The following is a 17,311-nucleotide window of genomic DNA, read 5'->3' as shown; positions in this document are numbered from 1 at the left end:
GCGTGATGCCGCTCGTCATCATGAAACGCACCGCCCGTCAGCCCATGAGCGCGCACGCCGGCCAGGCGCTGGTGCCTGCGCTGCTGTTCCTGCTGCTGGGCGGCATCGGCCTGTATGTCGCGTTCGGATCGTTCCAGATGACAAGCGCAAAGATCAAGCTGCAGAACACGGCCGATGCCGCCGCCTACAGCGCGGCCGTGCTCCAGGCGCGCGACTACAACTTCTCCGCGTACACGAACCGCGCGATGGTCGCCAACCAGGTGAGCGCCGCGCAGGTGGTCGCGCTGAAGTCGTGGATCGACGAACTCGACAACACGTATATCGGCAACCCCGACACCGAGCAACTCGTGACGACCTTCGCCGATCATCCGGCGCTGTGGCGCACCCCGAACGATCACGCGCGAATCGACGTTGCTCCCGTGCGCGCGGCGCTCGATGCGCTGCTGCCTGTCGTCGCGAAGGGCGTGGGCGGCGTCACGCGCGCGCTCAGCACCGCGCAGACCAACTATCACGCGGCGATGTTCGCCGCCGTCCCCGATGCAGCCGACGACGTTGCGCAACGCAATCAGCCCGACACGCACGTGACGGCCGGCTATTTCACGAGTCCGCGCAATGCGGCGCAACTGGCCGCGTGGCGGACGTACACGGCCATTGTCACGCCTGCTGGCAATTTCAACGCCGACCGTTTCGCCGATGTCGTCACAAACGCTACAACGCTCGACGGCTTCGTCAAGCAGCGCGTGTCATCGCGCAGCGTCGCGCCCGACTATCAGCAGATCGACGACACAAGCTCGCGCTGCGGCAACGGCGGACGCATCGCGATCCGCGTCGCGCATGTCGGCGGCACACAGTTGCGCAGCGACAAGAAGGGCTGGCAATCGATCGACGCGAGCACGGCGCACATCACGATCACTTGCGTCGATAAGTTCGACGCGATCGCGGGACACGGCGGCAGCGCGAACGGCAACGTGCGCAGCTACATGACGCGGCCGCCTTTCGTCGCGTGGAGCGACTGGAAGGGCTATGGCGGCTACGTGAATTTCGGCGATCCCGCGAGCACGCAACCGGGCGTGCATGTGCCCGACGCGATGGCCGAGCAGTTCACCCAGGGCCCAGGCGCTTCGCTCGATGCAGCGAACGGCGGATTGCTGCCGTATCAGGACATGGCGGGCGCGCCGCTGGCGAGCGAGGCGCCGCGCATCACAATCGAAGTGGAGCGCGCAGCCGGGACGCTCCTGAAGACAGCGGGGCTCAATGGCGCGGGCCGCATGCGCGTCGACAACGGCAGCGCGGGCGGCGCGATGCGCGCGCTGGCGAGCGCGCACGCGTACTTCGTGCGGCCGTCGCAAGCGCTGCTCGCTGACCGACTCGCGGGCGCGTTGCTCGACGCGAACGTGTGGGTGCGCGCGGACGGCAACACCGAATATCCGGGCACGTTCAGCCCGTACTGGCAGGCATCGCTGGCGCCCGTCAGCGATGCGGAACGCGCCGCCGCGCAAGCCGCGCAGATTGCATCCGGTGTGGAAGCGGCGCGGCCATGATGAACGGCATCGCACTCATCGGCATCGAACGACGCGCTCGTGCGCAATCGGGCCAGGCGCTGGTGGAATTCCTCATCGCGGCGACGCTCGCGATAAGCGTGCTGCTGCTTGCGATCGTCATGCTCGGCAAGTTCAACGATGTCCGCAATCACACGCTGATGGGATCGCGCTACGCGGCGTGGGAGCGCACGGTGTGGATCGATGGAGGCGCGGCGGTTTCATCGGCGCGCGACTGGTATGCGCGCTATGGCGACGGCGCTTTGCGGTTGCAAAAGAGCGATCAGCAGATCCAGCATGAAGTGCTTGCGCGCGTGGTGGCGGGCAACGGCGCTCCCATCGCGGGCACGGACCGCGACGCGCAAAGCCTCGCAGTCGCGCAACCGGCGATGTGGAAGGACCAAGGCGGCGAGGTCTTGCTCCACAGCGCGAGCGACGTAACCGTCAGCACGGGCGAGTCCGACATGCCGACGCAGCTCGACGCGTACACGTCGAACGGATTCGGTGCGATACCGATGACAAGCGCGACGGCAAGCGGCGCACCGTTCGCCGCGATGCTCGATCTGCCGACGCGCACGCTCCAATCGGCGACGCTGCGCATCGCGACGGCGGCGCATAACGTCGCGCTGCAGCGTCTATGGCAAGGCTTCGACGGCTTTGTGTTCGGCGACACGAACGCATTGCTCACGAACGCGTGGTTGCCGCAAGGCGCAGCGCATGCGCGCGCGCTGTTCGCACAGGCCGTGCCGGCTGCCAATGCGGCGTTGATCGCGCCTTCGCTCTATCAGGGGCTGCGCGAATACGCGCCTGAAATCGACACGCTCGAATTCGGCCGCATTCGCGACGAAGTCGTGCCCGCTGACCGGCTCGCGCGATGAAAGTGCTCTCGATGCTCTCCATCGCTTGCGCAGCGGCGTTGATGCCGTCGAGCGTCGCTGCCGGCGTCGAGGCCTGCAACCGGCAACCCGTCCACGCGGCGCGCGTGCAGATGATCGGCGGCGACATGCTGATCGACGGCGTGACGGCCACGGTCTATGGCATGGAGTTCGGCGCGTCGCCCGATGACGTATCGAACGAATTCCGCGCGTTCTGGACGAGGGCGCATGTGCCCGCAATGGGGCGGCGCGATGCGTCGGGACTGCTGCTCGCAGCGCTCGACGGCGCGTGCCACTACGTGCTCGTCATTCCGCCAGCCATCGAAGGCGCGCAGACCAAAGGGCTGATGAGCGTGATGCGTCTGGATAGCGCCGACGTATCGCATCGCATAGGCGCTTCGCTCGCTCAGTTGCCGGATGGCGCGCGGCATGTATCGGATGTCGAAAGCCGCGACGGGCGGCGGACGGGGCGCACGTGGCTGCTCGAAATCGACGGCGACACGGCGGACAACGCGCAACGCTACGCGCGCCAACTGGAGGGCGAGGGCTGGCGCACAGTCACGCGGGCGCTCGCGTTGACGCTCGACGGCTCGCAGCGCGCGGCCGGCGATGTACTCGCGATGCAGCGTGGCAGCGACCGCATCGATGCCGTCTTCTCGAAACGCAACGGACATACGGAGGCCGTCATTCATGCGACGACGGACCATTGACGCCATGCGCTCGCACAGTTGCGCACAGCGCGGCCAGGCGGGCGTCGAGTATCTCGTCGTTACAGCCGTGATCGTGTTCGCGCTCGTCACGGGCGGCGATGCGTCGATCGTCAGCCAACTCTCTGCGGCCTTCAGGTCGCTTTATCGCGCGTATGGCTTCGCGCTTTCTTTACCGTAACCAGTCGCTTCGAATCAGATGTTCAGAAAGATCAGGTTTCATTCGCTGCTGGGCAATGCGTGGGTTCTGCTGCTCGTTGCCGTGCTGATGGCAGCCGCGTTGACTGCGTTCGTCTATCGCTATCTCGGCGAGCGCGAAGCGCGCGTGCGCGCCGAAGCGACGGGCAAGCTCGCGCAGCGCGGCGTCGAAGTCGTCGTGCCGCGCCGCGATGTGCCTGCGGGCACGCCGTTGTCGAGCGACGATTTTGTGTCGCGTGAGATCGCCGCCGATCTCGTCTACGACGACATGGTGCGCGTCGATGCCTTCGATGCGTGGCGAAAGACGAAGCTCGTGCGCGCGGTGCTGCGTGGGCGGCCGTTGCGCGTGAGCGATATCGATGCGCTGCGCGGCCGCGATTTCTCCGACATGCTGCCCGCCCGTCAGCGCGCGCTCACGCTGGAGATCGATGCCGTGAACTCGACGGCGTCGATGCTGCGGCCCGGCAATCGCGTCGATCTGTACTGGGTCGGCACGCAAGCCGATGCGTCGTCGAACGATGGCAAGACGGTAAGGCTTCTGATGCCCGACGTGCTGGTGCTCGCGACGGGCCAGAGCGTGAAGCCGCGCGATGCGGGCGACAACGAGAGCACGGGCAACGCATCGCGCTACGACACCGTGACGATGCAGGTTCCGGCCGCCGATGCCGCACGCGTCCTGCTGGCGCAAAAGATGGGCGCGCTGCGTCTCATCCTCAGGAACGCCGGCGACAGCGGCAGCGAAGCGCCCGCCGCGTTGACCGAGCGCGACGTGTTTCCCGCAGAGCGCATCGAGAAGCAGGCGTCCGTCGAACTGATCGTGGGCGGCGGCGCGGGCGCGGCCGCTGCGAGCGCGGTTCAGTTTGCGCCGATGTCGTCGGGCGAGACAAAGCCACGCGAATCGATAACGGTTGACGGCGCAAAGCGGGATGAACACGACGCAAGCGAACCCGTGTCCGCATCGTCGACGCTATACGAAAGCGCTGCCGCCATTGCGCAGCAACTGCAACGGCACGACGCGCGCCGCGCGATCAACCAGAACTAGAAGAACTCATCCGACTCATGAAAGCAGGTTTCCATTCGATGGCGCTGCGTCGCCGGATCGCCGGTTCGTTGCTGACGGGCTTGCTTGCCTTCGACGCAGGCGCGGCACACGCAATCGGCGCGCAGCGCGACGCCGCGTCATTGCCCGCGCACAACGGCGATGTGCTCGATCTTTACAAAGGCGAGGTGCGCATGCTCGACGTGCCGGGCACCGTCAAACGCATCGCGATCGGCAACGGCAAGCTGGTGACGGCGAACGTCGTCGATGGGCGCGTGATGCTGCTCGCGGAAAGCGCGGGCATGACATCGCTTGTCGTGTGGAACGAAAAGGGCGTCGCGCTGCAAACGACGGTGCGCGTCGCGAAGGGCGACGTCGGCATGTCGGCGGCGCAGTTGCGCAGCGTGCTCGCGTCGGTGCCCGGCGTGCGCGTGCAGGAACTCGGGCCGAACATCGTGCTGTCGGGCAGCGTGCATCGCGACAGGGCGGCCGCCGTGAAAGCGGCCATCGCCGACATGTCGAATGTGATCGACACGACGACCATCGACGAAGGCGATGCGCTCAAGAAAACCCTGCATTTCAAGGTGCAAATCATGGAAGTCACGCGCACGGGGCAGAAGGATATCGGCATTGCGTGGGACAGCCAGTTCGCGGGGCCGCAGGTGTCGGGACAAGGGCTCTTCGGCTCCGGCGCGACGAGCGGCGCGAACTTCTTCCTTGCAGGCATCGCATCGACGATCACGTCGCGCATCAACTTCGCGATCAACAACGGCGACGCATACATTCTCGCCGCGCCCGAGCTGAACACGAAGAGCGGCGGCACCGCGACGTTCCTCGCGGGCGGCGAAGTGCCGATTCCGAAGGCGGGCGCGCTCGGCACCACCGATGTCGAGTACAAGCCGTACGGCATCCGGCTCAACATCAAGCCCGTGGTCGACGCGAACGACATCATTTCGGCCACCGTGCAGACGGAGATCAGCCAGATCGATCCATCCGTGTCGTTTGGCGGCTTTCCGGGCTTTCTGACGCGCAGCGCCAGCTCGGACATTTCGTTGCGCGCGGGCGAAACGATCGCGATCTCGGGGCTCGTCAGCGCCGATGCGATGAGCGCATCGGCGGGCATGCCGTATCTGGCGCGTCTGCCCATCATCGGGCAGCTGTTCCGCTCGGACAGCTTTCGCGCGAAGAACAGCGATCTCGTGATCTTCGTGACGCCGATGATCTCGGAGCCGTCGCGCGAACCGAACACAGGGCTGCTCGCGCGTGCGCAGCAAGGCGCGCAGCGTTATGGCGAACGCTACGGAGCGGCCAGTCCGCTCGCGCCCGATGCGCGCGGACATGAACGCGATAGCGCGCCCGCTGCGCCTGGCACAACACCCGGCGACCAGGCACCCGCTTACGAGGCTCATTGATCGAGATGCTGAAACTGCAAATACAAGCGCGCAATGCGCCCGTGCGGATGGTGCATGTCGATCGGATGTGCACGATCGGCCGCGACGCGGCGTGCGATATCGTCATCAAGGGCATGCTGGTCGGCCGCACGCACGCGCGGATCGTGAAGGACTTTCACGCGTGGTATGTCGAAGACCACGGCGGCATCGTCGCGACGACGGTGAACGGCGCGCCTGTCGTGCGTTATGGTCCGCTTGCCGAAGGCGATCAGATCGAGATCGGGATGACGGTGCTGAAGGTTGCGGGGATGCAGGTGCCGTCGCCTCACGCAACGATGTCGCCATTGCCCAATGCCGCTGCCGATGCAGCGCCGAAACCGAGCATGCCGGAAGGACTCGCGCTACCGCGCGAACCTGCGCCACGCGATGTCTCGTCTGCTTGCGCGCCGTCGCGCATGGCCGCGCCACGCCTTGCGCCGATCAACAGTGCCGAAGGCATCGAGTTGCGCAAGCTCTTGCACATGAAGGTGATCGCGGCGCTCGACCTGCGCCGCCTGAACGTTGCGCGGATGGCGGACGACGAGTTGCGCGCGACCGTCAGCGATGCGCTCGACGACCTGCTCGCGCGCGACGCGAGTTTTCGCCACCCGCAGATCCCCCTGTCGGTGCTGAAGAAGAGCGTGTTCGACGAAATCATCGGGCTCGGTCCGCTCGAAGAACTGATTGCGGACCCGACGATTTCCGAAATCATGGTCAACCGGCACGACGAGATTTTCGTCGAACAGCAAGGACGTCTGACGCGCTCGCCCGTCATCTTCACGGACGAGCGGGCCGTGCTGGGCGCGATCGAGCGGATCGTCGCGCCGATCGGCCGCCGTATCGACGAAAGCTCGCCGATGGTCGACGCGCGACTGCGAGACGGCTCGCGCGTGAATGCCGTCATTCCGCCGCTCGCGCTGAAAGGGCCGAGCATGACGGTGCGCAAATTCCCGCAACACAAGCTGCGCGGCGACGATCTGCTCGCGTTCGGCTCGCTGTCGCCGGCGATGCTAGCGTTCTTGCGCACGGCTGTCGAACATCGCGCGAACATCGTGATTTCGGGCGGCACCGGCTCGGGCAAGACCACGCTGCTCAACGTGCTGTCGGACTATATCCCCGACGAGGAACGCATCGTCACCGTCGAGGACGCTGCCGAGCTGCAACTGTCTCAGCCGAATCTGGTGGCGCTCGAAACACGGCCGCCGAATATGGAAGGCAAGGGCGCCGTCACGATACGCGAGCTGGTGCGCAACTGTCTGCGCATGCGGCCCGATCGCATCGTGGTCGGCGAATGCCGTGGCGGCGAGACGCTCGACATGCTGCAGGCAATGAACACGGGCCACGACGGCTCGCTGACCACCGCGCACGCCAATTCGCCGCGCGATTGCATTGCGCGTCTCGAAGTGATGACGCTGATTGCGGGGCTCGAACTGCCCGCGCAGGCGATACGCGAACAGGTATGCGCGTCCGTCGACATCATCGTGCAGCAGACGCGCTTCTCGTGCGGGGCGCGGCGCGTGACGCACATCACGGAAGTGAGCGGCATGGAGTCGGGCGTGATCCAGTTGCAGGACGTGTTCGTGTTCAAAGAGGGGGGCCTCGACGAGAACGGCCGGATTCGCGGGCAGTTCGTGCCGACTTCGACTATCCCCGACTTCTATCAGGATCTGATTCGCCGACGCATTCCCGTCGATACGTCGATTTTCACGCGCCACGAGTGAGGCCCAATTGATGAAGCCGTTCTTCATGTTCGTGTTTTGCGGCGCGGCCATCTTCGCCTGGTCGATCGCGCGCGCCGCGCATCTCGTGCTCGCGAGAGGCGCGCGTCATCTTGCGAGCGAAGTCGAGCAGTCGCTGGCCGATGTGTTCGTGTTCGTCAATCGCCAGAAGGCGGCGACCGCGACCTTGCTCGCGATGGCCGCGCTGCCGTTGCTCGCGCTGATGCTGAGCGGCAGCGTTCTGTTCGCGCTCGCATCGCTGCCGCTGGCATGGTTCGTGCCGCGACGCGTGCTCGGATGGATGCGCGCGCGCCGCATCCGCACGCTCGAACGCCAGTTGCCCGACGCGCTGCTGATGATGGCAGGCGCGCTGCGAGCGGGCGGAAGCTTTCCGATTGCGCTCGAAAGCGCGGTGCAGGAATCGGTGCCGCCCATTTCACAGGAATTCGACCTGCTGCTGCGCGAGATCCGCCTCGGCATCGATCTCGACATCGCGATGCGCAACATCGAAAAACGCATACCTGTGCCCGACTTCATGATGGTGACGGCCGCCGTGACCATCGCGCGCGAAGTGGGCGGCAATCTGGCGGACGCGCTCGAATCCGTGGCGCGCACGCTGCAAAGCAAGCTTCAGATGGAAGGCAAGATTCGCGCGCTGACATCGCAGGGCCGCATGCAGGGGATCGTAATGACGTGTCTGCCGCTCCTTCTGATGATGGTGCTGCGCGCGTTGGAGCCCGTCGCGATGGCGCCGCTGTTCACGACGCCCATCGGCTGGAGCACGCTCGCCGTGATCGCGATGATGGAGTGGCTCGGCTATCAGTCGATTGCACGCATCGTGCGCATCGAGGTGTAGATCATGATGCGGCTCGTTCTATCCATCGTGATCGGCACCGGCTTCGTGCTGGCGTGCGCGCTTGCACTGCGATCGGCGCGTGCGCTGTTGCGGGCCGTTCCGCATGAGGACCGCACGTGGCTCGATCCGTTGCCGCCGTTGCTGCGTTTCGTGTGGCCCGTCGTGAACTTTGTCGCGCATCACATGGGCGCGCGCTTCGGCGCGCGGCTCGTCGAGCGTACCGATGCAAAGCTGCGTCTCACGTCGCTGAACTTCCTGATGAACGCGCGGCAGTTTCTCGCGCTGTCGATCGTTTCGTCGATGAGCGCGTTGTCGTCAGCTCTGCTCGTGATGTTCGCGAGCGGCCTGTTCTCATGGATCGCCTTGTTGCTGCTGATGAGCATCGGTTACTTCTATCCGCGCATCTGGATGCGCGATGTGCGGCGCACGCACGTCGTGAACGTGCTGCGTCAGTTGCCCATTTACCTGGACTTCCTGACGCTCGCCGTCGAGACGGGACTCAATATCAATGGCGCGATCCAGAAAGCCGTCGAGAAAGGTCCCGATGGACCCTTGCGGCGCGAACTGGAACACGTGCTGCGCGACCTCAAATCGGGATTGAATCGAACCGATGCATTGCGGCGTCTGGACGAACGTCAGCGCATCGGGGAAGTGTCGAACCTCGTGCGGACCATTGCGCAAGCGGAGCGGATGGGCTCGGGTCTCGCGAAGACGCTGCGCTTCCAGTCGGAGCAGCGCCGCACGGAACGCTTTCAGTGCGCCGAGAAGCAGGCGATGGAAGCGCCCGTCAAGCTGGTGTTTCCGCTGCTCATGTTCATTTTCCCGGTGACGTTCATCGTGCTCGGCTTTCCGATTGCGATGAAGTTTATGCAGGAGGGCTTGCTGTGAAACGTGCGCGCCTGATTCATCGCGGCGAGGCGACGCGCGTCGCGCTCGACGTGGCCGCACACGCGCTCAAACGCATGCGTGGATTGCTCGGCCGCTCGCACCTCGATGCGGCGCAAGCGCTGTGGCTCGAACCGTGCAATGCCGTGCATACGTTCGGCATGCGCTTTCCAATCGACGTGGTGTTTATCGACGATCGCAATTGCGTGCTGGCGATCCATCGGAACGTGCAACGCGCGCGCCTGCTGTTTTGCTGGCGAGCGCGCAGCGTGCTGGAGATGAGCGCGAATGCAGCGCATGTGTGCGGTATCGGTATCGGCGACAGGCTCGCATGGAGGGCGCTGCCGTGACGCCCGAATGCGCGGACAAGCGACGCATGACGGGTCAGGCGATGACGGAATTTCTGATCGTCGCGCCGCTGCTGCTGTTCTTCGGTTTCGCGACCGTGCAGTTGGTGCTGCTGTATCAGGCAAAGTCGACGCTCGATGTCGCCGTGCTCGAAGCGGCACGCGAAGGCGCGGTGAATCATGGATCGATGCGGGCGATGCAAGCGGGTCTCGCCCGTGGTCTCGCACCGTTGTACGCGCGGCATGCCGATGCGACGGGCGTGCAGTCGGCCATGGTTGCGGCACGAAGTGCAGTGACGAAGGCGGCGTCGATTGCGATTGTCAGCCCGACCGCGGCGATGACGCGTGACTTCGCGCGCACGCGCTTCTATCCCGACGAGGGCATCGCGCACGAAGAGATTCCGAACGACACGCTGATGTATCGCGATGCGTCGGCCGGCGCCGAGTCGGATGTGAACGTGCAGGATGCGAATCTGCTGAAGCTGCGCGTGCACTATTGCTTCTATCTCGTCGTGCCTCTCGTCAACAAGATCATGTACTACGCGACGAATGTGATCGGCAACGTCGCGGCGAATGGCCTGTTTTCGCGCGAGCCCGCTGATGCGAACGTCGATGCGCATGGTTCGCCGCGACGGCCCGACGGCTTGTGCCGGACTATGCTCGTCGACGGATTGCAGAGCCAGCGTTGGCCGATTGCGCTGGAGTCGGAGGCGATCGTGCGGATGCAGTCGCCGTTTCGCGCGGACGCAGCCAACGATGCTGCTTCAGTGACGGCACGCTGATGCTGCGTGTCGTGTTGCTCGTGTTGTCGGTCGGCTTTGCGATGGTTGACGCCGACGATGCGCGGGCGGCCGGACGCGTCGAGATGATGATCGGCGGATTGAAGGTCGGCGATGCGGCCCGTCAGTCGCTGGTGATCGAGCTGGATGCTTCGTTCGCAGCGCCAATGAGCGCTGGCGGCGCGTTGTCGAAGGTGCTGGCGTGGACCCCGCTCGTCGACGACGTTGCGAAGCGTGTCGGCGTCGACAAAGCGCTGCTGATGGCCGTCATCGATGTCGAGTCGGGTGGCAATGCGTTTGCCGTCTCGCCGAAGGGCGCAATGGGCTTGATGCAATTGATGCCGCAAACAGGCAGGCAGCACGGCGCGGACGATCTGTTCGATCCTGGGCAGAACCTTCTGGCGGGCGCGCGTTTGCTCGATGCGTTGCTTGCTACGTTCGGCGACGTGTCGCTGGCGCTCGCGGCGTATAACGCGGGCGAGGGTGCCGTGCGGAAGTTCGGCGGCGGGATACCACCGTATGCGGAGACGCGGCGCTATGTCGAGCGGGTGATGGGGCGGCTGGGGTTTTATCAGCGGTAGCGGGCGCTTGCGGCTCGCCCGTGTGTGATGAGAGCGTCGGCTGAAGTGGGCAAAGCTGGCCGACGCTCTCTCTTGCACGCGTTGTACAGGCCCGGTGTACAGCCGTTTATGTTAGCTCGCCGTCCCTGCATAGGCGGCTTTCAACGCGGCGACATCGAACTTCACCATCGTCATCATGGTTTCTGCAACGCGCTTCGCCTTGACTGGATCGGGGTCTGCAATCATCGGGATGAGATCGTTCGGCACGATCTGCCACGAAACACCGAAGCGGTCTTTCAGCCAGCCACATGCCTGGGTCGAGCCGCCGCCCTCGAGAAGGGCACTCCAATAGCGATCAAGCTCCGCCTGGTCGTCACAGTTGACCAGCAGGGATATCGAGTGATTGAACGGATCGGGTTGCCCGGAGCTCATCGCGATGAAGGGCTGCCCAAAGAGAACGAACTCGACGACCTTCGTGGAGCCGGCGCTCGGCACCCCGGTGACCCGGATGACGCGCGAGTCCGGAAAGATACCCGTATAGAAGGCAGCGGCCTCCTCGGCTTCGTTGGAGTACCAGAGAAACGGCGTGATCTTTTGAACCTTCATGGCAAATCTCCTGTCAGTGTTGGCTCGATGCAAAGGCAAAACCGCATGCTGCCCTAGGATGCGACGAACGAAGACTATCAAATTCGACACGCTTAGGAGAAGAGTTTCGCTCTGTTCGTCAGCGCTGGAGACGCGGGTATGACCCCGTTGAGTTGCCGTTCGTGGGTCACGTTCCGCCGCGTGCCCTTCCGGCGTGAGGTCACGCTCAACGTCGCAAGAACCAGAGCAGCACCGATACGACGATCGAAATCACGATGCACGTGACGATCGGGAAGTGAAGATCGAACCCGTCGCGGACGATGTGGATATCGCCAGGCAGCCGGCCGAACGGGATGCGCGCGAGCCACCGCCAGCCGAGGCCGGCGAGAAGGCACAGCACGCCGATAACGATGAGGAAACGGTTCATGGGGTGCCGTCGTTTGCGGTGGCCGATGAGGGCATCATAGGCCTTCCTGGGTGGGCACGCCGCATGCTGCCTTGCCTGTGCGGCGGGACGGACTTCCCGCGCGATGCGCATCGCCATTGAAAGTCGAATGCAAGAAGAAAATCTTCAGGCACAACGGAATAATCGCCGATCAATCGCGTTAGCGCTTGTGTCGGGGCAGCCTGACGATGGGAGCGCGAGTCGTTGTCCGATCCTGCTTGCGCCCCTGTGCCGGCGCTGACGGTGTCCGCCTCGAAGGCTTCCGCGGCACTGGAATGAATGCCACCAAACCTGGAGTGATCTTGAGTCACAACATGGTTCAACCCGGATGGGTGCGGATTACACACTGGATCAATGCTGTCGCGGTCGTGCTGATGGCAATGAGCGGCTGGCAAATTTACGACGCGTCGCCGATCTTTCCCACCATTCAGTTTCCACCTTCGATCACGCTTGGCGGCTGGCTCGCCGGAGCGCTGCTATGGCATTTCGCGGTGATGTGGCTGCTGGTCGCGAATTTCATCGTCTATCTCGCGCTGAATCTGGCGTCTGGACGTTTTCGACGCAAGCTGCTGCCTGTCAGGCCGAAACAGCTGGCCGCCGATCTGGTCGCTGCGCTGCGCGGGCGCCTGAAACACGACGACCTCGCGCACTATAACTCGGTGCAGAAGCTCGCCTATCTCGTCGTGATCGCCGACATCGTGCTGATCGTGTTGTCTGGGCTTGCCGTGTGGAAGTCGGTGCAGCTCCCGCTGCTGCGCACGCTGATGGGCGGATATGACAACGCGCGCGTGGTGCACTTCGTGTGCATGAGCATACTGGTGGCGTTCTTCGTCATTCACATCGCGATGGTCGCGCTGGTGCCACGCTCGTTGCTGCTGATGATACGCGGACGGTAAATCATGACGATCCGAAAACGCACCGCGCAACAACGCACCTTTCTCGCGACACATGGCGAATCGATCATTCGCGACGCACAGCGCGAACTCAAATCGCCGGCGCGCCGCCTGTTCGGCCGGCGGCTGCTGACGCTAGGCGGGATCGCGCTGCTGTCCGGTTGCGATCTGACCAACGACAAGGCGGTGAATACCGCGCTGCAACGCATCTCGTTCTTCAACGACGACGTGCAGGCGCTGCTATTCGATCCGAACAGGCTGGCACCCACGTATCCGGAATCGATGATCACGCGGCCGTTTCCGTTCAACGCGTTCTATGAGATCGACGATGTGCCCGAGGTCGATGCCGCAACCTACCGTCTGCAGGTCAGCGGCCTCGTGCGCGGCAAGCGCACGTGGGCGCTCGACGAACTGCGCGCGTTGCCGCAGGAAAGCCAGATCACGCGTCTTATCTGCGTCGAAGGATGGAGCGCGATCGGTCGCTGGGGCGGCGTGCGCTTTTCCGAATTCCTGCGCCGCGCGGGTGCGGACACGACTGCAAAGTACGTGTCGCTGCATTGCGCGGACTACAACTACTGGACGAGCATCGACATGCCGACGGCGCTCCACGCGCAGACGCTGCTCACGCTGACCTACGACGGTGACGTGCTGCCGCCGAAGTATGGCTTCCCGATGAAGCTGCGCGTGCCGACCAAGCTCGGCTTCAAGAATCCCAAGCATATCGTCGCTATCGAAATCACCAACAAGTATCCGGGCGGCTATTGGGAGAACCAGGGCTATAACTGGTTCAGCGGCACGTGAGGCAATGATGTTTTTCCTCCATTCTTCAATCATCCAGTTGGGAGCTCCTATGTCTTTTCGCATCAAACTTGGCGCAGCCTTTATGGCTGCTGCGCTCGCGAGCGCTGCTTTCGCGCAGGCGCCCGACACGAAGCCCGCACGCATCCGGGGCGAAATCGTCTCGCACGACGGTGAGACGCTCAAGGTCCATCGCCGCAGCGGCGATACTGTGTCGATCGATGTGAAGCCGCCTGCGAAGGTTTCGGCCGTGAAGGCGATGCAGTTATCGGATGTCAAGCCGGGTACGTTTATCGGCACGGCTGCAACCACGGGCGCCGATGGCAAGCTGACAGCAACGGAAGTGGTGGTGTTCCCCGAGTCCGCGCGCGGCACGGGTGAAGGGCATTACGCGTGGGACCTGGGCCCGAAAAGCTCGATGACCAACGCGAACGTCGACACCGTCGTGCAGAGCACGAGCGGCCGGGATCTTAAGCTGTCGTACAAGGGCGGCAGCAACGTGGTGACGGTGCCGCCCAATGTGCCCGTCGTCACGTTCGCGCCCGCGGAGCAAAGCGAACTCACGCCGGGCAAGAAGGTGTTCGTTGTCGCAACGCCTGCGTCGCAGGGGACCTACGTTGCGCAGCGCGTCGTGGTCGAAAAGGACGGCGTGGTGCCGCCCATGTGAAGGCTGACCTACGCCTCAGAGAGGGCCACGCATGACCGTGGCCCGCAGGTTTGTAGTGTGAGTCGAGCAGCAGGGGGAATGACCATCTGACCATCTGAGCGCAAGGGCGAACGGCCGTCGATGGCCGCACCCAGACATTCCCCCATCCCCCACAAACCAAAAAAAAGCCCGGTATAACCGGGCTCTCAAAAGTCACTGCGTCCTCAACGAGAACGCAGCACCTGCAAAGGATGACTTACGCCGCGAGGAGCGAGCGCAGCACGAACGGCAGGATACCGCCGTGCTTGTAGTAATCGACTTCGATCGGCGTATCGATACGCAGCAGAACGGGGACGCGCTGCTCCGAACCGTCCTTGCGATGGATCACCAGCGTGACTTCCTGTTGCGGCTTGAAGTCGTCGCCGAGGCCTTCGACGTCGTACGTTTCTTCGCCCGTGATGTTCAGTGACTGGATGCTATCCGAGCCCTTGAACTGCAGCGGCAGAACGCCCATGCCGACCAGGTTCGAACGGTGGATGCGCTCGAAGCTGCGCGCGACAACCGCCTTCACGCCCAGCAGTTGCGTGCCCTTCGCCGCCCAGTCGCGCGACGAGCCCGTGCCGTACTCTTCGCCCGCGAACACGATGGTCGGCGTGCCGGCGTCGATGTACTTCATCGCTGCGTCGTAGATCGACAGCTGTTCGCCGCTCGGCTGGTGAATCGTCAGGCCGCCTTCGACGCGCGTGCCGTCTGCCTTCGCCGGGATCATCAGGTTCTTGATGCGGACGTTCGCGAACGTGCCGCGCATCATCACGTCGTGGTTGCCGCGGCGCGAGCCGTAGCTGTTGAAGTCGGCCTTCTGCACGCCGTTCGCCTTCAGCCACTTGCCTGCGGGCGAATCTTCCTTGATCGAGCCTGCCGGGCTGATGTGGTCGGTCGTGACCGAGTCACCGAAGATGCCCAGTGCGCGCGCGCCCTTCACGGCAGCGATGCTCGAAGCCGGCTCCATCGAGAAGTCCGAGCCGAAGAACGGCGGCTCTGCGATGTACGTCGACTTCGGCCAGTCGTAGACCTGGCCTTCTTCGCCTTCGATCTTGCTCCACAGGTCGCCCTTCTTCGTGAGCTGCGAGTAGTTCGTGCGGAAAGCGTCGGCGTCCAGTGCGTACTTCAGCAGCGCGTTGACTTCTTCGCTCGACGGCCAGATGTCGCCGAGGTAGATGTCCTTGCCGCCCTTGCCCTTGCCGACCGGCTCGGTCATCAGGTCGCGCGTGATGTTGCCCGCGATCGCGTAAGCGACGACCAGCGGCGGCGACGCGAGGAAGTTCGCGCGGATGTTCGGGTGAATACGCGCTTCGAAGTTGCGGTTGCCCGACAGCACGGCTGCCGCGACGATGTCGTTCTTCGTGATCGACTCGTTCAGTTCCGGCGTCAGGTCGCCCGCGTTGCCGATACAGGTCGTGCAGCCGTATGCAGCCAACGTGAAGCCGAGCTTGTCGAGGTAGGGCAGCAGGCCCGTCTTCGTCAGATACTCGGTGACGATGCGCGATCCCGGAGCCAGCGACGTCTTGATGTGCGGCGCGACTTCCAGACCGGCTTCGACGGCCTTCTTGGCCAGCAGGCCGGCTGCCAGCAGCACGCTCGGGTTCGACGTGTTCGTGCACGACGTGATCGCGGCGATCAGGATGTCGCCGTTCTTCACGTTGACGCCGTTGCTCGTCGTGTATTGCGCGTTCAGGTCTTCAGCCTTCTTCGCGAAGCCGTTTTCGTTGACGGGCTTCGAGAACAGGTCGGTGAACGTCGACTTGACGTTGGTGATTTCGATGCGGTCTTGCGGACGCTTCGGACCGGCCAGCGACGGCGCGACCGTGCCCAGATCGAGCGTGACGACCTTCGTGTAGTCGATGTCGCCTGCGTCGGGGATGCCGAACAGCTCCTGCGCCTTGAAGTAGTTTTCGAACGACGAGATTTCCGCGTCCGTGCGGCCCGTGCCCTTGAAGTAGTCGATGGTCTTTTCGTCGACGGGGAAGAAGCCCATCGTCGCGCCGTATTCCGGCGCCATGTTGCCGATCGTCGCGCGGTCCGGCAGCGACAGCGAGCGCGTGCCTTCGCCGAAGAACTCGACGAACTTGCCGACGACCTTTTCCTTGCGCAGCAGCTCGGTGATGGTCAGCACGAGGTCCGTCGCCGTCACGCCTTCGCGCAGCTTGCCCTTCAGGTGCACGCCGACGACGTCAGGCGTCAGGAAGTACACCGGCTGGCCGAGCATGCCCGCTTCCGCTTCGATGCCGCCCACGCCCCAGCCGACCACGCCGATGCCGTTGATCATCGTCGTGTGGCTGTCCGTGCCGACGAGCGTGTCCGGGTAGTACACGGTGTCGCCGTTGTCAGCCTTCTTGTGCACGCCGCGCGCGAGGTACTCGAGGTTCACCTGGTGAACGATGCCGACGCCCGGCGGCACGACCTTGAACGTGTCGAACGCCTGCATGCCCCACTTCATGAACTGGTAGCGCTCGTTGTTGCGCTGGAATTCCAGCTTCATGTTCAGGTCCAGCGCGCCCTTCTCGCGGAAGTGGTCGACCTGCACCGAGTGGTCGACGACGAGATCCACGGGAACCAGCGGCTCGATCGACTTCGGGTTCTTGCCCGCGCGCTGCGCGACGCCGCGCATTGCCGCGATGTCTGCGAGCAGCGGCACGCCCGTGAAGTCCTGCAGCACGACGCGCGCAACGACGAACGGAATTTCGTCGACGCGTGAAGCCGTCGGCTTCCAGTTCGCGAGCTGCTCGATGTGTTCTTCCGAGATCTTCTTGCCGTCGTAGTTACGCAGCACCGATTCCAGCACGAGGCGGATCGAAACCGGCAGGCGGTCGATCTTGACGTTCAGTGCATTACCGAGCTGCGGCAGCGAATAGAACTTGCCTTTGCCGGAACCGCTGTCGAATTCCTTGAGCGTTTTGTGGAGGTTGTGGGCCATGGTAATTGTCCTGGGGTTTCGAGGAAATGACGTTGCTA

Annotated in this window: 18 protein-coding genes; 15 read left to right on the top strand and 3 right to left on the bottom strand. The window is 64.0% G+C overall.

What is annotated here, in order from left to right; genetic code table 11:
* The first annotated feature begins 20 nt into the window (after positions 1 to 20).
* Genes AB4Y32_RS17475 through AB4Y32_RS17420 form a run of 12 tightly spaced genes read left to right on the top strand, consistent with a single transcriptional unit; the run spans position 21 to position 10,953 of the window.
* A complete protein-coding gene (locus AB4Y32_RS17475; protein WP_368722538.1) occupies positions 21 to 1,541 on the top strand; it encodes a hypothetical protein in 1,521 nt (506 codons plus the stop codon).
* A complete protein-coding gene (locus tag AB4Y32_RS17470; protein ID WP_368722537.1) occupies positions 1,538 to 2,416 on the top strand; it encodes a hypothetical protein in 879 nt (292 codons plus the stop codon). The genes AB4Y32_RS17475 and AB4Y32_RS17470 overlap by 4 nt, the downstream gene beginning before the upstream one ends.
* Entirely contained in the window at positions 2,413 to 3,123 is a 711-nt protein-coding gene (locus AB4Y32_RS17465; RefSeq protein ID WP_368722536.1) for a hypothetical protein, read from the top strand. Before AB4Y32_RS17470 ends, AB4Y32_RS17465 begins: the two co-directional genes overlap by 4 nt.
* 4 nt (positions 3,124 to 3,127) lie before the next feature.
* Positions 3,128 to 3,301 (top strand): hypothetical protein, encoded by a 174-nt coding sequence (locus AB4Y32_RS17460; RefSeq protein ID WP_368722535.1) that lies wholly within the window; start codon positions 3,128 to 3,130, stop codon positions 3,299 to 3,301.
* Between the two features lie 18 nt (positions 3,302 to 3,319).
* Positions 3,320 to 4,360, top strand: coding sequence for a Flp pilus assembly protein CpaB (gene cpaB / locus AB4Y32_RS17455; protein WP_368722534.1), 1,041 nt, complete (start codon positions 3,320 to 3,322; stop codon positions 4,358 to 4,360).
* Between the two features lie 17 nt (positions 4,361 to 4,377).
* On the top strand, positions 4,378 to 5,769 hold the full coding sequence (locus AB4Y32_RS17450) for a type II and III secretion system protein family protein (protein ID WP_368722533.1): 1,392 nt from the start codon (positions 4,378 to 4,380) through the stop codon (positions 5,767 to 5,769).
* A gap of 5 nt (positions 5,770 to 5,774) precedes the next feature.
* The gene (locus AB4Y32_RS17445; RefSeq protein ID WP_368722532.1) at positions 5,775 to 7,508 is read left to right on the top strand and encodes an ATPase, T2SS/T4P/T4SS family; all 1,734 of its coding nucleotides are present in this window, start codon (positions 5,775 to 5,777) and stop codon (positions 7,506 to 7,508) included.
* Positions 7,509 to 7,518: 10 nt separating this feature from the next.
* A complete protein-coding gene (locus tag AB4Y32_RS17440; protein WP_368722531.1) occupies positions 7,519 to 8,361 on the top strand; it encodes a type II secretion system F family protein in 843 nt (280 codons plus the stop codon).
* 6 nt (positions 8,362 to 8,367) lie between these two features.
* Entirely contained in the window at positions 8,368 to 9,249 is an 882-nt protein-coding gene (locus tag AB4Y32_RS17435; RefSeq protein ID WP_368722633.1) for a type II secretion system F family protein, read from the top strand.
* A complete protein-coding gene (locus AB4Y32_RS17430; RefSeq protein WP_368722530.1) occupies positions 9,246 to 9,596 on the top strand; it encodes a DUF192 domain-containing protein in 351 nt (116 codons plus the stop codon). The genes AB4Y32_RS17435 and AB4Y32_RS17430 overlap by 4 nt, the downstream gene beginning before the upstream one ends.
* Positions 9,593 to 10,375 carry a TadE family protein gene (locus AB4Y32_RS17425; protein ID WP_368722529.1) on the top strand — a complete coding sequence of 261 codons (783 nt, stop codon included), beginning with the start codon at positions 9,593 to 9,595 and terminating at the stop codon, positions 10,373 to 10,375. Before AB4Y32_RS17430 ends, AB4Y32_RS17425 begins: the two co-directional genes overlap by 4 nt.
* Complete coding sequence (locus AB4Y32_RS17420; protein WP_368722528.1) at positions 10,375 to 10,953, top strand: lytic transglycosylase domain-containing protein; 579 nt, start codon at positions 10,375 to 10,377, stop codon at positions 10,951 to 10,953. Before AB4Y32_RS17425 ends, AB4Y32_RS17420 begins: the two co-directional genes overlap by 1 nt.
* A gap of 111 nt (positions 10,954 to 11,064) precedes the next feature.
* On the opposite strand, the gene AB4Y32_RS17415 is transcribed toward AB4Y32_RS17420, so the two are convergent.
* Together AB4Y32_RS17415 and AB4Y32_RS17410 are read right to left on the bottom strand one after the other, a co-directional pair.
* The gene (locus AB4Y32_RS17415) at positions 11,065 to 11,538 is read right to left on the bottom strand and encodes a VOC family protein (protein WP_368722527.1); all 474 of its coding nucleotides are present in this window, start codon (positions 11,536 to 11,538) and stop codon (positions 11,065 to 11,067) included.
* A 205-nt stretch (positions 11,539 to 11,743) separates the two neighbouring features.
* Positions 11,744 to 12,061, bottom strand: a complete 318-nt coding sequence (locus AB4Y32_RS17410) for a DUF2905 domain-containing protein (protein WP_368722526.1) — start codon at positions 12,059 to 12,061, stop codon at positions 11,744 to 11,746.
* Between the two features lie 215 nt (positions 12,062 to 12,276).
* Here AB4Y32_RS17410 and AB4Y32_RS17405 point away from each other — a divergent pair, with 215 nt between their 5' ends.
* The 3 genes from AB4Y32_RS17405 to AB4Y32_RS17395 are packed head-to-tail and all read left to right on the top strand — an operon-like array spanning position 12,277 to position 14,320.
* Entirely contained in the window at positions 12,277 to 12,858 is a 582-nt protein-coding gene (locus tag AB4Y32_RS17405) for a cytochrome b/b6 domain-containing protein (RefSeq protein WP_368722525.1), read from the top strand.
* Between the two features lie 3 nt (positions 12,859 to 12,861).
* Positions 12,862 to 13,656: a molybdopterin-dependent oxidoreductase gene (locus tag AB4Y32_RS17400; RefSeq protein WP_368722524.1), complete on the top strand. Its 795-nt coding sequence runs from the start codon at positions 12,862 to 12,864 to the stop codon at positions 13,654 to 13,656.
* 49 nt (positions 13,657 to 13,705) lie between these two features.
* Complete coding sequence (locus AB4Y32_RS17395; protein WP_368722523.1) at positions 13,706 to 14,320, top strand: hypothetical protein; 615 nt, start codon at positions 13,706 to 13,708, stop codon at positions 14,318 to 14,320.
* 235 nt (positions 14,321 to 14,555) lie between these two features.
* On the opposite strand, the gene acnA is transcribed toward AB4Y32_RS17395, so the two are convergent.
* On the bottom strand, positions 14,556 to 17,273 hold the full coding sequence (acnA, locus tag AB4Y32_RS17390) for an aconitate hydratase AcnA (RefSeq protein WP_368722522.1): 2,718 nt from the start codon (positions 17,271 to 17,273) through the stop codon (positions 14,556 to 14,558).
* Between the last annotated feature and the right edge of the window lie 38 nt (positions 17,274 to 17,311).

The organism is Paraburkholderia phymatum, assembly GCF_040965635.1.
GTDB classification, from domain to species: Bacteria; Pseudomonadota; Gammaproteobacteria; order Burkholderiales; family Burkholderiaceae; genus Paraburkholderia; species Paraburkholderia phymatum_B.
Note: the sequence above shows the minus strand (reverse complement) of the source record. Positions and strands in the feature narration are given on the sequence as shown.

Coding starts and splice junctions, on each gene's coding strand:
- AB4Y32_RS17475 (WP_368722538.1), top strand. CDS start 21: ATGAAACGCACCGCCCGTCAGCCCATGAGCGCGCACGCCGGCCAGGCG.
- AB4Y32_RS17470 (WP_368722537.1), top strand. CDS start 1,538: ATGATGAACGGCATCGCACTCATCGGCATCGAACGACGCGCTCGTGCG.
- AB4Y32_RS17465 (WP_368722536.1), top strand. CDS start 2,413: ATGAAAGTGCTCTCGATGCTCTCCATCGCTTGCGCAGCGGCGTTGATG.
- AB4Y32_RS17460 (WP_368722535.1), top strand. CDS start 3,128: ATGCGCTCGCACAGTTGCGCACAGCGCGGCCAGGCGGGCGTCGAGTAT.
- cpaB (WP_368722534.1), top strand. CDS start 3,320: ATGTTCAGAAAGATCAGGTTTCATTCGCTGCTGGGCAATGCGTGGGTT.
- AB4Y32_RS17450 (WP_368722533.1), top strand. CDS start 4,378: ATGAAAGCAGGTTTCCATTCGATGGCGCTGCGTCGCCGGATCGCCGGT.
- AB4Y32_RS17445 (WP_368722532.1), top strand. CDS start 5,775: ATGCTGAAACTGCAAATACAAGCGCGCAATGCGCCCGTGCGGATGGTG.
- AB4Y32_RS17440 (WP_368722531.1), top strand. CDS start 7,519: ATGAAGCCGTTCTTCATGTTCGTGTTTTGCGGCGCGGCCATCTTCGCC.
- AB4Y32_RS17435 (WP_368722633.1), top strand. CDS start 8,368: ATGCGGCTCGTTCTATCCATCGTGATCGGCACCGGCTTCGTGCTGGCG.
- AB4Y32_RS17420 (WP_368722528.1), top strand. CDS start 10,375: ATGCTGCGTGTCGTGTTGCTCGTGTTGTCGGTCGGCTTTGCGATGGTT.
- AB4Y32_RS17415 (WP_368722527.1), bottom strand. CDS start 11,538: ATGAAGGTTCAAAAGATCACGCCGTTTCTCTGGTACTCCAACGAAGCC.
- AB4Y32_RS17410 (WP_368722526.1), bottom strand. CDS start 12,061: ATGGCGATGCGCATCGCGCGGGAAGTCCGTCCCGCCGCACAGGCAAGG.
- AB4Y32_RS17405 (WP_368722525.1), top strand. CDS start 12,277: ATGGTTCAACCCGGATGGGTGCGGATTACACACTGGATCAATGCTGTC.
- AB4Y32_RS17400 (WP_368722524.1), top strand. CDS start 12,862: ATGACGATCCGAAAACGCACCGCGCAACAACGCACCTTTCTCGCGACA.
- AB4Y32_RS17395 (WP_368722523.1), top strand. CDS start 13,706: ATGTCTTTTCGCATCAAACTTGGCGCAGCCTTTATGGCTGCTGCGCTC.
- acnA (WP_368722522.1), bottom strand. CDS start 17,273: ATGGCCCACAACCTCCACAAAACGCTCAAGGAATTCGACAGCGGTTCC.